This window comes from Pseudomonas sp. JV245A (genome assembly GCF_032424515.1).
Taxonomy (GTDB): domain Bacteria; phylum Pseudomonadota; class Gammaproteobacteria; order Pseudomonadales; family Pseudomonadaceae; genus Aquipseudomonas; species Aquipseudomonas protegens.
Genome location: NZ_VYKE01000065.1, coordinates 19,139 through 31,284 on the forward strand (window position 1 = coordinate 19,139; position 12,146 = coordinate 31,284).

General features: G+C 66.0%; 10 protein-coding genes and 1 pseudogene. 4 read left to right on the forward strand and 7 right to left on the reverse strand.

All coding sequences use genetic code 11. The features are described 5' to 3' along the window. Positions 1-534 (reverse strand): 2,4'-dihydroxyacetophenone dioxygenase family protein, encoded by a 534-nt coding sequence (locus F6S12_RS18075; RefSeq protein WP_123473481.1) that lies wholly within the window; start codon positions 532-534, stop codon positions 1-3. Positions 535-860: 326 nt separating this feature from the next. Between F6S12_RS18075 and F6S12_RS18080 the strand changes: the two genes are divergently transcribed. Next, the gene (locus F6S12_RS18080; RefSeq protein ID WP_019095477.1) at positions 861-1,907 is read left to right on the forward strand and encodes a helix-turn-helix domain-containing protein; all 1,047 of its coding nucleotides are present in this window, start codon (positions 861-863) and stop codon (positions 1,905-1,907) included. A gap of 168 nt (positions 1,908-2,075) precedes the next feature. Here the strand turns inward: F6S12_RS18080 and F6S12_RS18085 are convergent, their stop codons facing one another. The 6 genes from F6S12_RS18085 to hpaB all read right to left on the reverse strand — a co-directional run bounded on the left by F6S12_RS18085 (position 2,076) and on the right by hpaB (position 8,880). Next, complete coding sequence (locus F6S12_RS18085) at positions 2,076-3,197, reverse strand: class II histone deacetylase (RefSeq protein WP_026020252.1); 1,122 nt, start codon at positions 3,195-3,197, stop codon at positions 2,076-2,078. Positions 3,198-3,286: 89 nt separating this feature from the next. Further along, on the reverse strand, positions 3,287-4,450 hold the full coding sequence (locus tag F6S12_RS18090; RefSeq protein ID WP_011061642.1) for an MFS transporter: 1,164 nt from the start codon (positions 4,448-4,450) through the stop codon (positions 3,287-3,289). A gap of 24 nt (positions 4,451-4,474) precedes the next feature. After that, positions 4,475-5,347: a transporter gene (locus F6S12_RS18095; protein ID WP_015635863.1), complete on the reverse strand. Its 873-nt coding sequence runs from the start codon at positions 5,345-5,347 to the stop codon at positions 4,475-4,477. 135 nt (positions 5,348-5,482) lie between these two features. Continuing rightward, the gene (locus F6S12_RS18100; protein ID WP_011061640.1) at positions 5,483-6,460 is read right to left on the reverse strand and encodes a helix-turn-helix transcriptional regulator; all 978 of its coding nucleotides are present in this window, start codon (positions 6,458-6,460) and stop codon (positions 5,483-5,485) included. Between the two features lie 203 nt (positions 6,461-6,663). Next, on the reverse strand, positions 6,664-7,176 hold the full coding sequence (hpaC, locus tag F6S12_RS18105; RefSeq protein WP_011061639.1) for a 4-hydroxyphenylacetate 3-monooxygenase, reductase component: 513 nt from the start codon (positions 7,174-7,176) through the stop codon (positions 6,664-6,666). A 141-nt stretch (positions 7,177-7,317) separates the two neighbouring features. Beyond that, positions 7,318-8,880: a 4-hydroxyphenylacetate 3-monooxygenase, oxygenase component gene (gene hpaB / locus F6S12_RS18110; RefSeq protein WP_015635861.1), complete on the reverse strand. Its 1,563-nt coding sequence runs from the start codon at positions 8,878-8,880 to the stop codon at positions 7,318-7,320. 379 nt (positions 8,881-9,259) lie between these two features. Here hpaB and F6S12_RS33840 point away from each other — a divergent pair. From F6S12_RS33840 to F6S12_RS18120, 3 genes and pseudogenes are all read left to right on the forward strand, one after another. Next, a pseudogene (locus tag F6S12_RS33840) lies at positions 9,260-10,027 on the forward strand (MCP four helix bundle domain-containing protein); the annotation flags it as partial. Beyond that, complete coding sequence (locus tag F6S12_RS33845) at positions 10,022-10,885, forward strand: methyl-accepting chemotaxis protein (RefSeq protein ID WP_370059506.1); 864 nt, start codon at positions 10,022-10,024, stop codon at positions 10,883-10,885. The pseudogene F6S12_RS33840 and the gene F6S12_RS33845, both read left to right, overlap by 6 nt. Positions 10,886-10,969: 84 nt before the next feature. Then, positions 10,970-12,146 (forward strand): pyridoxal phosphate-dependent aminotransferase (locus tag F6S12_RS18120; RefSeq protein WP_123473479.1); only part of this gene is annotated, 1,177 nt, incomplete at its 3' end.

A 12,146-nucleotide genomic window follows, 5' to 3' on the forward strand; every position in this document is an offset into this window, starting at 1 on the left:
TCAGCGGAACAGGGTGTCGATATGGGCTGCGCCCAGGCCGATCTTTTCGTAGTGGGTGCGGCACATGGCGATGTAGGAGTGCACGTCGAAGTAGCCGTCGGGCTCGCCCTGTTCGTCGAGCCAGATCAGCGGGCCCTTGACGATGAAGAACACCCGCATCGGCTGCTCATGCTCATAGGCCACCAGGGTGTGGCCTTCGCCCGGGGTCTCGTAGACGAAGTCCCCGGCGGTGGCGGTCCACTCGTGCTCCAGGTAGCCCCATTTGCCGGACAGGGTGTAGGCGAAGACTTCGTGGGGGTGGTAGTGGCGGTTCACCAGCCCGGCGCTGCGGGCCAGGAGAATGTCGCACCAGCGGTTTTCGCTGGGGGAGATCCACAGTGGTCGTGAGGACACGGTCTCGGTGAAGGGCACGTACAGGCTCAGGTCGTCGCTGGCGGCGTCGGGCAGGTAGACCTCCGGCTTGGCGTCGGGCTTGAAGCAGTTGGCGATCGGTTGCAGGTCTTTCCAGAATTCACGGTGGGCGGCTTCGGGCATGGTGGGCCTCGGTTGTTGTTATGGGAGGAGCCTGGGCAGCCGGGCAGGGCGGCCACGGGGGTACGGCGCAGACTTTAGGTCGGGAGCGGGGCAAGGGTTTGCACGGATCGGACTGGTTGTTTGTCTGTTTCGGACGGCTTTTTTCCTACGGCCGATAGAGAGCCGATGACGCACTCAAAGCGACCGGGCCCCACTGCGTTTCAAGTTGACAGGCTATATAGTTCAGATGTTAATGAATGGCCGCAGCCCGCAGTGCCTGCGGCCCCAGGTGTCCGGACACTGCCTTGCCGTCCGGGGAACATCCCGCCGCCATGAGAAGAACAACAATGTCTCCATGCGCCTTGCTCGAAACCCGGCATGCCAGCACCCAGGCCGTCGACCTGGACCAACGCCTGGCCTTCTGGGAGGACTACAACGCCAGCACCCTGGTGGGGCTCAAGTGCAACTCCTACGCCGAGGGCGGTTTCGCCGCCAGCCAGGACAACCTGCAATTGAGCGCCATGCGCCTGGCCCGCATCGTCGGCAACGAACACGTGGTGGAGCGCGACACCTCGATGATCCGCGGCGTGCCCAAGGAGTCGATCTTCGTGTCCCTGGTCACCGGCAGCGGCTCGTTCTTCTACCAGGATGGCGCCTGCCAGGTGCTGGAGCCGGGGGAGCTGGTGGTCTACCGCACCGACAAGCCCTATCTGTTCGGCTTTTCCGGGGCCATGCGCCAGTTCATCTTCGACATTCCCCAGCAGCAGTTCGCCGAACGCTGCCTGAAACGCTTCGACCGGCCTTTGCGGATCAGCGTCGAAAGCGGGGTCCAGCGCCTGTTGCTGCGCACCCTGGGCGAACGTACCCGGGGCTTTTTCCAGCAACCCCTGTGCGCCGAGGCCGAGGCTTATCAGGAGCAGGCCTTCGAGCTTCTGGCCAGCATCATTGCCGGGCATGTGGGGGAACGGCCAATCAACGCCCTGAGCGCCTCCTACCTGCTGGCGGCCAAGCAATGCATCCATGAACAGCTGGCCGACCCGACCCTGAGCTGCGAGCGGGTGGCGGCCCAGACCGGCATTTCCACCCGGCACCTGGCCCGGCTGTTCGCCCTGGAAGAAACGCTACCCAGCCGCTTCATCCTGGAAAAACGCCTGCAACAGGCCCGTCAGTTGCTGTGCAGCAGCCAGGGAGCGGGCCTGGATATCAGCGAGATCGCCTACCGGCACGGCTTTGCCAGCCAGGCGCATTTTGCCCGGGCCTTCAAGAGCCGCTTCCAGCAAACTCCCAGTGAAGCACGCGCCCTGGGGTTAGCCGCAACCCTGGCAAGCCCGGCAGCCGAAAGCGTCGGTCACGCCTGTGGCGACAATCTCCGGGGCCTGGAGCAAGGCAACTGACCCACCCGGGCCACACTGTTGCAGCAAGTAGCCCAGGGGAGCGGGGGAAGGATGGCCGGTTGGGCAGAGCGGCGTTCCGCTGGCTGGAGCCCGGGCTCCGGGGAACGCCGTTGGTGGATGCCGCCGCTCGGGTGGCGGGGCTTGCTCGTTCCGGCACCAGAGCGGGGGTCAGCGCCCGGCAGCCTCCATGGCTTGGGCTTGAAGGTCGAGCAACTGGCGTTGAAAGGTCACGAATGGCTCCTTGGGCTGTTGCAGGCGTACGAACTCCAGCATCGGGTCGGCGACGGCGGTGCGGATTCCCGACAGCGCCTCCAGGGTGGCCAGCCCGCAAAACGGTACGTAGGCCTCGGAGTAGCCGCCTTCATGCACCAGCACCAGGCGCCCTCGGCACAGGCGCTCGGCAGCATCCTTCAGGCACTGGGTCATCTCGCGGAACGAGTCACTGTGCAGCAGCATCCGCGCCAGGGGGTCCACGGCGTTGGCGTCATAGCCACAGGCGACAATGATCAGTTCCGGCTCGAAGCGCTCCAGGGCCGGTATCACGATGCGCTGCATGGCGTACAGGTAGGCGTCGTGGCCACTGCCCGGCAGCAGCGGGATATTGATGTTGCAGCCCAGGCCGGCGCCGCGCCCGCGGTCCTGTTCACCGCCATAGCCCGGAGGGAAGCAACCGTCCTGGTGCAGGGACAGGGTCAGCACGTCGGCCCGCTCCTCGAAGATCGACTGGGTGCCGTTGCCGTGGTGCACGTCCCAGTCGATGACCGCTACCTTGCCCAGTCCATGACGGGCCTTGGCGGCCTCGATGGCGATGGCGATGTTGGCCAGGAAACAGAAGCCCATGGCCTGGTCGCGGGTGCAGTGGTGTCCCGGTGGACGGGACAGGGAATAGGCGTTATCGGCTTCGCCGCTGAGCACGGCGTCCACGGCGGCCATGGCCAGCCCGGCGGACAGCTGGGCGATTTCATAGCTGCCCGGGCCCACCGGCGCCTCGTCGCCGAGGTGACCGCCACCGGCGTCGCTCAAGGCCTTGAAACGCTGCAGGTAGGCAGCACTGTGGACCCGCAGCAGGTCGTCTTCGGTGGCCGCTGCGGCGCTGCGCAGGTGCAACTGTCGGGTCAGGCCGGAGACATCCATCAGGCTTTTCAAACGGCGTTTGGTTTCCGGTGATTCGGCGTGCCCGGCGGCGGCTGGCGGCTGTACCCAGCCCCCCACCGGCAGGGTCAGGACGTGGGGGCCGCCGCTGTGCCACAGGCTGAGTTCGTCGAAGAAAAACGCGCTTTTACAGGTCATGGTGATATCCATTTTTCAGGGTGGAATTTACAACGCGACAGCGGCTGGCCCAGGCCCTCGGTGCCAGGGGCATCAGGGCACCGAGAGCGTTAGCGTGCAGGCCGGCAACTGAGTACCAGGGCCATGGACAGCAGGGTGATTGCGGCGCCCGCCAGCAGCAGCCCGCGGAAGCCGCCGCTGCCTTCGATCAGCCGCCCGGCGATGGTCGGGCCTATGGCCAGGCCGGCGCTGATCACCAGGTTGGAGGCGTTCATCAGGCGGCCGCTGCGGTCCATTTCGGCCATGCGCGCGAGGATCAGCGGCAGGATGAAGGTCCAGGTGAACTTGAACACCAGCGCCGCCAGGGCAAAGCGCGCCAGTTGCGGCTGGCCCAGAAGCAGCAGCACCGAGCCGGCCATCAGGCCGTAGCCCAGCAGGAGCAGGGCGCTACGGGGCAGGCGATCGCCGAACAGGGTGGCGCACAGGGCGCCGGCAATGCCCATCAGGGTGGCGATGGCCAGCACGTCGCCGCTGGTCTGTGCCGAAAGGCCGGACTGGCCACCGATGGCGCCGATGAAGGTCCAGACCCCGCTGAGGCTGATGTAGAAGGTCAGGATGCCGAGAATCCCCAGGGTGGCCTTGGCCCTGGAAACCGGCGGGGCCTTGGCTTCATGGCTGGCGGCCTTCGCCGCGCCCGCTGGAAAGCTGCGAGCCAGGGGCAGGCACAGCAGCATCAGCAGCGCCATGATCAGGTAGCACGCACCCAGGCCGAAGCGCTCGAAGAGCATGGGCAGCAGGCTCAGGCCGATGGCCCCCAGCACCAGCTGGCCCATCACCCAGAAGCCGTAGGCGCGACTGGGGTTGGGGCTGGCGGCGGCGCTGGCCAGGCAGATGATCATCAGCGAGCCGCCGGCCAGGGCACTGCACGAGCGTGCGATCAGCAGCAGCGAATAGTCGTTGGCGAGCATCGACAGCAGGTTGGCGAGAATGAACAGCAGGGCGCTGCACAGCGCCGCGCGGCGCCAGTCGATGTGTTTCAGCCACCAGATGGCGGGCAGGGTGGCCAGGCTCATGGCCCCCAGCTCGGCGGAAAACAGGTCGCCGATCTGGGAGGGGCTCAGTTGCCACTGGCTGGCCAGTTGCGCGGCAATGGCCGGGGCCGTCAGCAGCACCGCGGGGGTGATGGCGGCGAACAGCACGATGGCCGCCTGGAGCCCGAGGGGCTGGCGGGTGATCGGCGGGTTCTGGCTCAAGGCGGGGTTCTGGGTGTTCATGGACAGGCTCCTAAGGCAAGGGGGTCAGAACACATGGACCAGGCGCAGCAGGGCGTCGGTGCCGGCAAAGCCGTTCTGGGTGGCGACGTTCTGCGACAGGCCGAACATCAGCTGGTTCTGCTTGTCCAGCCAGTGGCCGAGCTCGAACCCGACCTGGGTGTAGCGCTTGTGGGTGTCGTCGATGCGCCGGTCGTTGATCCGCAGTTCGCCGCCATCGGCGTGGATCAGGCGCAGGGCACCATAGGTGGCGGGGGTGAAGTCGTAAGAGGCGAAGGCCTGCAGGCGGTAGAGCGGGTCCTGCTTGAGGTCGCTGCCGAAGTAGTCGTCGTTGGTGCCATAGAGCTGGGCTTCCAGGTTGGCCTCCAGCACCCACTTTTCCCCCAGGCCCTGGGTGTAGTTGTAGACAAAGGTCGCGCCCCAGCGGTTGGCCCCGGGGGAGACGTCGGGGTTGCGCCCGTGGTACTCGCCCACGGGCAGCGTGATCAGGGTCAGCAGGCCGCTGTAGGTGCGGGTTTGCGGCTGGTTGATGAAGAACAGCGTGCCGCCCACCTGGGGGTCGCCAAAGCCGCTTTCGCCGGTGTGGCGTTCGGCGCCGGGCAGGCGCGCGTCGATATCGGCGAAGGGCACGATGAACTGCGGGGTACAGAGGGTGCCGCACAGGTCGCTGAAGAACACTTGGCGGTAGGCCATGGCATTGACTCGCAGCTCGGCCTTGCCCGTGCTGTCGGCCGGGCCGTGGAAATCACCGGCGCGGGTGGCGGGCAGGTACAGCACGCCCAGGCTGGTGCCCGCTGGGGCGGCGAAGAAGTCCCGGGCATTGAGGTCGGCGGCGTTCAGTGAAAGGCTGGCCAGGGTAGCCGTCAGGGCCAGGGTGATGCGGGGCACGGGCGTGGTCATGGGCGGTGCGTCTCTTGTTGGAGTTGTTGTTCGGCGAACGGCTCGCCGGCACACGGCAGGGGCTGGAAAAAGGGCAAAGGCTGCCCGTGGCCGTCACATTCGACGGCACTGGTCAAGGGTGGTCAGGGGGCGGAATCAGCCGGGAGGGGCATGCAGCAACTGGGCGATGCGGGCCTTGTCCTTGACCCCGAGCTTGCTGTAGATGGCCCGAATGTGATGGCGCACGGTGTTGGGCGACATGCCCAGGTCCCGGGCCACTTCCTTGTAGGTCTTGCCTTCGCCGAAGCACTGGGCGACGGCATTTTCCCGTGGGCTGAGCCGGGGCAGCAGGTTGCGGCTGCGGGCCGCCAGGAGGCAGAGGTCGCCTACCGCCGAGGATTCCACCTGCAGGGACTTGCCTTCGAAGCCGCCGGGGTCCAGCGCCATGGGCAGTTGCGGGCCGCTCCACTGCGGCCATTCATGCAGCAGCAGGTCGACGAAGCCGCGTTCGGCGCATTGCAGCACGCCGCGCTGGTCGCACACGGCCAGGGCCAGGTTGCGCGGGCCGGTGAGTTTCTCGCGCATGGCCACCAGGGTGCGGATCTGGTTGGCCGACACTGCGGCCACCAGGTGCAGCATCAGGTTGTTCAGCAGGTGGCAGTCGCCCTGGTTGAAGCGCGGCGCTCCCGGGGCGCGGTACAGCGCCAGGTGATTGTTCAGGTGGGTGTGGGGGTCGATGTGCACCACGCACAGCAGTTCGCCGATGTTGTACTGGCGGCCCAGCCAGTTGAGGCCGGGGCCGTTGTCCGGATCGGCCATGTCGACGATCACCGCCCGGCCCGGCACCTCGTGGACCCGGCTCACCGTGACATCGATGTGGCGGATCGATTGCCAGTCCGGCAGGTAGCTCGGTGGCAGGCGGTACAGGTAGCAGCTGTGTTCATCCGGCAGGCCATCCACCAGTGCGGCACGGCCCCACCAGGCGCTGTCGAAAGGCAGGAGCCTGCTGATGCGCGCCAGTGCATGCTGGTGCAGGTTTTCGATGTCCCTGTTCTGCGCCAGTTGCTGCAGTTCAAGGGTCAGTTCGCTGAAGGCCTGCAACAGGCTGGCCGGGGCACGCTCGGGGTGGTTCATGGGTCTGTACCTCTGTGCGACGTTGTTATTGTTTTCGTCACGGAAGGGGTTTGGGACCGGTACGTCAGGGGACGTGGGCAGGGCCTGGTTCGAGTATCGATGGCTTGGAAGAGCCGCGCCATCCTACAGATGCAGGAGGTGGCCCTTGGCCCGGATGCCGGCGGGCATCCAGGCGCGGGAAATGACGGCCAGGAGGGAAGGGTTCAGGCCGCCCGGCAAGGGTGGGCCAGGCGATGGAAGCAACGGCTGAAGTACACCAGTGAGTCGCCGTGCTCCAGCACGCCGATTTCATCCAGTTCCACCAGCATTACCGAGTGTGTGCCGATTTCCTGGACCTCGGTGATGCGCCCCTGCAGGCTGGCCAGGGCGCCCTCCAGCACCGGCAGGGCCTGCAGGCCGTCGCGCCAGGGGTGCAGGCCGAAGCGCTGGTCCATGGCCACGCCGGTCATGCCGGCAAAGTGCCGGGCCACTTCTTCGTGTTCGCCGCTGAGGACGTTGACGCACAACCGCCCGTTGCCCTTGAACACCGGGTTCAGGGCGCTGTTGCGGTTGACGCAGACCATCAGTGTCGGCGGGCTGTCGGTGACCGAGCAGACCGCCGTGGCGGTGATGCCGCAGCGGCCGGCGGGGCCGTTGCTGGTGATGACGTTGACCGCTGCGGTCATGTGCGCCATGGCGTTGCGAAAGGCGAGTTGCTTGGGATCGAGTACAGACATGACGAATTCCTCGTGGACGCAGGGCATTGCGCTGCAGGAGCCGGCTTGCCGACGAAGGGGCCTGGGCCTGGTGGCGCTCTGGCGGGCGTTTTCGCTGGCAAGCCAGCGCCTGCACAAGCCCGCTCCTGCATGTGGCGTGGGCTATTGGCGGATGCGGTCCAGCATGTTGATGTCATCCGGGTTGCTCAGGTGCGGCACGGTCCAGCCGTCGAGGTCGTAGTCCCCCAGGCACTTGTCCACCAGGTCGGTCATGGCTTTCATTGAGCCGCTGGCCTGGGCGTGGCGCAGGCACTGCATGCGGATCTCGTCCTGGCTGCCGGCGTAGTTGATCTCGTACAACTCGTGGCGGCCGCCGAATTCGGTGCCGATGGCGTCCCACAGAAGCTTGAGGATCTTGATCCGCTCCTCGTGGCCCATGCCCCCGGAGCCCCGGCAGTAGGTGCCGAGGTACTGGTTGAGCACCGGGTCCTTGAGGTCGCGGGAGCCGGAGGGCAGGTAGATCAGGCCGCTGGCCACCACCTGCTCGATGATCTTCTTGATGTCGGTGTAGGCCTGGGGCGCCAGCACCCGGTAAGCCTGCAGCGCCTGGGTGCTGGGCAAGTAGACACCGTTCATCCATTCACTGGCGTTGCCATGCATGGCGTCGGTCAGGGACCAGAACAGGTTGCGCCAGGCCACCACTTCGCCAACCTGCGCCTGGACCCCGCGAAACTCCAGGGAACCGGTGCATTGCAGGGCCTTGACCAGCAGGCCAGTGATGAAATCCAGCTTGACCGCCAGCCGGGTGCAGCCCTGCATCGGGAACAGGCGGCCGAACCCGCCCTGGGGGAACCATTGGCGGCAGCGCTCGAAATCGCGGTAGATCAGCACGTTTTCCCAGGGGATGAACACCTTGTCCATGATCAGGATCGCGTCGTTCTCGTCGAAGCGGCTGGACAGCGGGTAGTCGAAGGGCGAGCCGGTCATGCCGGCCTGCAGTTCATAGGAAGGGCGGCAGATCAGCTTCATGCCCCGGGTGTTCATCGGCGCGATGAACATCAGGGCGAAATCGGTGTTGTCCCCCAGCAACTGGGCCGAGCCCTGGCCGACGAAGTTGTAGTGGGTCAGGGCCGAGTTGGTGGCCACCACCTTGGCGCCGCTGACGATGATCCCGCCCTCGACTTCCTCGTCCACCGAGATGAACACGTCCTTGACCTGATCCACCGGTTTGTCGCGGTCGATGGGTGGGTTGACGATGGCGTGGTTGAGGTAGAGGCAGGCTTCCTGGATGCGCTTGTACCAGGTGCGGGCGTTGTCTGCGAAGCGCCCGTAGAACTCCGGGTTGGCCCCCAGGGCGCTGCCGAAGGCGGCCTTGTAGTCGGGGCTGCGGCCCATCCAGCCATAGGTCAGGCGCGACCAGTCGGCGATGGCGTCGCGCTGCTGGCGCAGTTCATCGGGGCTTTTCGCCGAACGGAAGAACTTGTGGGTGTAGCCGCCGTTGCCGGTGTCGGTGTCCCAGCACAGTTGCTCCTTGGTGGCCGGGTCGTGCAGGGCGTCGTACAGGCGGGCCATGGAGGCCGCGGAGTTGCGGAAGGCCGGGTGGGTGGTGACGTCCTTGACCCGGTCGCCATAGATGTAGATTTCACGGTCGTCGCGCAGGCTGGCCAGGTATTCGGCACCGGTCAGCGGGCGGTCGGTTGCGGCACGAAAGTCTTCAGGTTTCATATCCAGTCTCAGCGTTGTTTTTATTGACTGGGGCCATGATGGGCAGCCGCGGGAATGGACTAAATGGCTTTTCCGGCGAATGAATTGCACTTTTCATAGGGAGGCGGGTGGCCGGAGCGAGGGTCGAAAACGGTGGCTGAGGACGATGCTGAGGCGCTTTATCGATTCACTTCTCGTTGTGTTGTATCAGCAGTGATACACCGGTCACATTCAGAAATATTTTTAACAATCAGCCATATGAAAGCTCAAGTTCGGCCGATATCTCTGACAGGCCCGCGGACTTCCAACAGCGCGGCGCCCCACGTCGGCACAGCCCCTGATGCGCCGACGGCTCAACGGCATGGATGCCCGTCGCCCGTTCTCCCTCGAGAGTCGTCCTATGTCCTTGCGTAACCTGAATATCGCCCCTCGTGCTTTCCTCGGTTTTGCCTTCATTGCCTTGCTGGTCGTGGTGCTGGGGGTGTTTGCGGTCAATCGCATGGCGGTGATCCGCGAAGCCTCGGTGGACATGGAAAGCAACCAGCTGCCCAGTGTCGGCTTTCTCGGCAACCTCACCGAGAACGTGCTGCGCCTGCGGATTCTTTCCTTCCGTGTGCTGGTGAACCGCGAGCCGGCAGGCCTGGCAGAAGCCCAGACGCGCATCGGCGTGCTGGTGGACAACGCCAGGAAGGCCCAGGCCAGCTATGCGGCCTTGCCGGCGGGGCCGCAGGAGGCGGCGCTGTACAAGACCTTCGCTACGACCCTGGACAACTACCTGCAGGCGCAGAACGAGATGCTCGAACTGTCGCGCCAGAACAAGCTGGATGAAATGCGCAGCCTGATCAATTCGCGGATCAAGGAAGGCACAGACCAGATGGGCGAGCAGTTGAACCAACTGATCGCGATCAACGCTGCTGATGCCAGGAGCGCTTCCAAGGCTGCCGGCGAGCACTACAGCAGCGCCATCGCCGGGATTGTGGCGGTGGCTGTGCTTGCCGCGCTGCTGACCATTGTTCTGGCGTTGTTGCTCACCCGCAGCATCGTTACCCCCTTGAACAAGGCCCTGAATGCCGCGCAGGTGATCGCCGGCGGCAACCTGCGCCAGGCCATCGAGGTTGATGGCAAGGACGAGCCGGCGCGGCTGTTGCAGGCCCTGGCCGAGATGCAGGCCAGCCTGCGCCGCACCATCGAGCAGATCGCCGGCTCGGCGACCCAGCTGGCCTCGGCCTCGGAAGAACTCAGCGCGGTCACTGAAGAGGCTTCCCGCGGCTTGCAGCAGCAGAACAACGAGATCGAACAGGCGGCCACTGCGGTCAACGAAATGACCGCCGCGGTGGAGGAGGTGGCACGCAACGCGGTGTCCACTTCCGAGGCTTCCCGGCAGTCGACCCAGGCCGCTCGCGAAGGTCGCGACCGGGTGGTGGAAACCGTGGACGCGATCCAGACCATGACCCACGACGTGCAGAGCACCTCGGTGATGATCGAAGGCCTGGCGACCCAGGGCCGGGATATCGGCAAGGTGCTGGACGTGATCCGTGCCATCGCCGAGCAGACCAACCTGCTGGCCCTCAACGCGGCCATCGAGGCGGCCCGTGCCGGCGAGGCCGGGCGCGGCTTTGCGGTGGTGGCCGACGAGGTGCGGGCCCTGGCCCATCGCACCGCCCAGTCGACCCAGGAAATCGAGAAGATGGTGGCCGGCATCCAGAACGGCACGGGCGACGCGGTGGAGTCGATGCAGCAGAGCAACCAGCGTACCCAGAGCACCCTGGAACTGGCCCGCGCCGCGGGCGTGGCCTTGGAGCAGATTGCCGAATCCATCAACCAGATCAACGAGCGCAACCTGGTGATCGCCAGCGCCTCCGAAGAGCAGGCGCAGGTGTCCCGCGAGGTGGACCGCAACCTGGTGAACATCCGCGACCTGGCCACCCAGTCGGCGGCCGGGGCCAACCAGACCAGCGCCGCCAGCCATGAGTTGTCGCGCCTGGCGGTGGACCTGAACGCTCTGGTGGCGCGTTTTGTGATCTAAGCGTCCAACGGCGCTGGCGCTCGCTCGACGAGTCCCGCGCCAGCACCTAGGGTTCTGGCTGAAGCATCTTTCATGGAGAAAGCGATGCGCTATTCAGCCCTGACCCAACGGATTGCCGGAGAAGGTTCCGCCGCCTGGGATATCCATTACCGAGCTTTGGCCTTGCGCGAGCAGGGGCGCGATGTGCTGTTGCTGACCATCGGCGATCCGGATTTCGACACCCCCCGGCCGGTGGTCCAGGCGGCCATCGACAGCCTGCTGGCCGGTGACACCCACTATTCGGACGTGCGCGGCAATCTGGCGTTGCGCAGTTGCATCGCCCGTTGCCACCACCAGCGCACTGGGCAGATCGTCGATGCCGAGCACGTGGTGGTGCTGCCGGGGGCGCAGTGTGCGGTGTTCTCCGTGGCCCAGTGCCTGCTCGACCCGGGGGACGAGGTGCTGGTGGCCGAGCCCATGTACGTCACCTACGAAGGGGTGTTCGGTGCCTGTGGCGCCACCGTGGTGCCGGTGCCGGTACGGGCCGAGCAGGGCTTTCGCCTGGACCCGCAGGAAGTGGCGGCGCGCATCAGCCCGCGGACCCGGGCCATGCTCATCAACAGCCCCAACAACCCCTCCGGGGCCAGCCTGTCCCTTGATGACTGGCAGGTCCTGGCGCGGTTGTGCATGGAGCATGACCTGTGGCTGGTTTCCGACGAGGTCTACGGCGACCTGCTGTATGAAGGCCAGCACCTGAGCCCGGGCGGTCTGCCGCGAATGGGCGGGCGCACCGCCACCATCAACAGCTTGTCCAAGTCCCATGCCATGAGCGGCTGGCGGGTGGGCTGGGTGATCGCTCCGCCGGTGCTGGCCGGGCACCTGAGCAATCTGGCCCTGTGCATGCTCTATGGCCTGCCGGACTTCATCCAGAATGCGGCAGTGGTGGCGCTGACCCGCGAACTGCCGGAACTGCCACGGATGCGCGACGAGTACCGCCAGCGCCGCGACCTGGTGTGCACGCTGCTCGGGCAGTGCCCGGGCTTGCGGCCAGTGCTGCCCGATGGCGGCATGTTCGTCATGGTCGACGTACGCCGCACCGGGCTGGGCGCCCAGGCGTTCGCCGAGCGACTGCTGGAGGGTTATGGGGTTTCGGTGCTGGCGGGCGAAGCCTTCGGCCCCAGCGTGGTCGGGCACATCCGCATTGCCCTGGTGCTGGACCGCGAACGGCTGGCCGAAGCCTGCCGCCGCATCGCCCAGTGCACCGCGCAACTCCTGGCCCTGT

Excerpts from the sequence above, each read along its gene's own strand:
- F6S12_RS18100 (WP_011061640.1), bottom strand. The coding sequence starts at position 6,460 with ATGAACCACCCCGAGCGTGCCCCGGCCAGCCTGTTGCAGGCCTTCAGC.
- F6S12_RS18075 (WP_123473481.1), bottom strand. The coding sequence starts at position 534 with ATGCCCGAAGCCGCCCACCGTGAATTCTGGAAAGACCTGCAACCGATC.
- F6S12_RS33845 (WP_370059506.1), top strand. The coding sequence starts at position 10,022 with ATGCAGGCCAGCCTGCGCCGCACCATCGAGCAGATCGCCGGCTCGGCG.
- F6S12_RS18095 (WP_015635863.1), bottom strand. The coding sequence starts at position 5,347 with ATGACCACGCCCGTGCCCCGCATCACCCTGGCCCTGACGGCTACCCTG.
- F6S12_RS18085 (WP_026020252.1), bottom strand. The coding sequence starts at position 3,197 with ATGACCTGTAAAAGCGCGTTTTTCTTCGACGAACTCAGCCTGTGGCAC.
- hpaB (WP_015635861.1), bottom strand. The coding sequence starts at position 8,880 with ATGAAACCTGAAGACTTTCGTGCCGCAACCGACCGCCCGCTGACCGGT.
- F6S12_RS18090 (WP_011061642.1), bottom strand. The coding sequence starts at position 4,450 with ATGAACACCCAGAACCCCGCCTTGAGCCAGAACCCGCCGATCACCCGC.
- F6S12_RS18080 (WP_019095477.1), top strand. The coding sequence starts at position 861 with ATGTCTCCATGCGCCTTGCTCGAAACCCGGCATGCCAGCACCCAGGCC.
- hpaC (WP_011061639.1), bottom strand. The coding sequence starts at position 7,176 with ATGTCTGTACTCGATCCCAAGCAACTCGCCTTTCGCAACGCCATGGCG.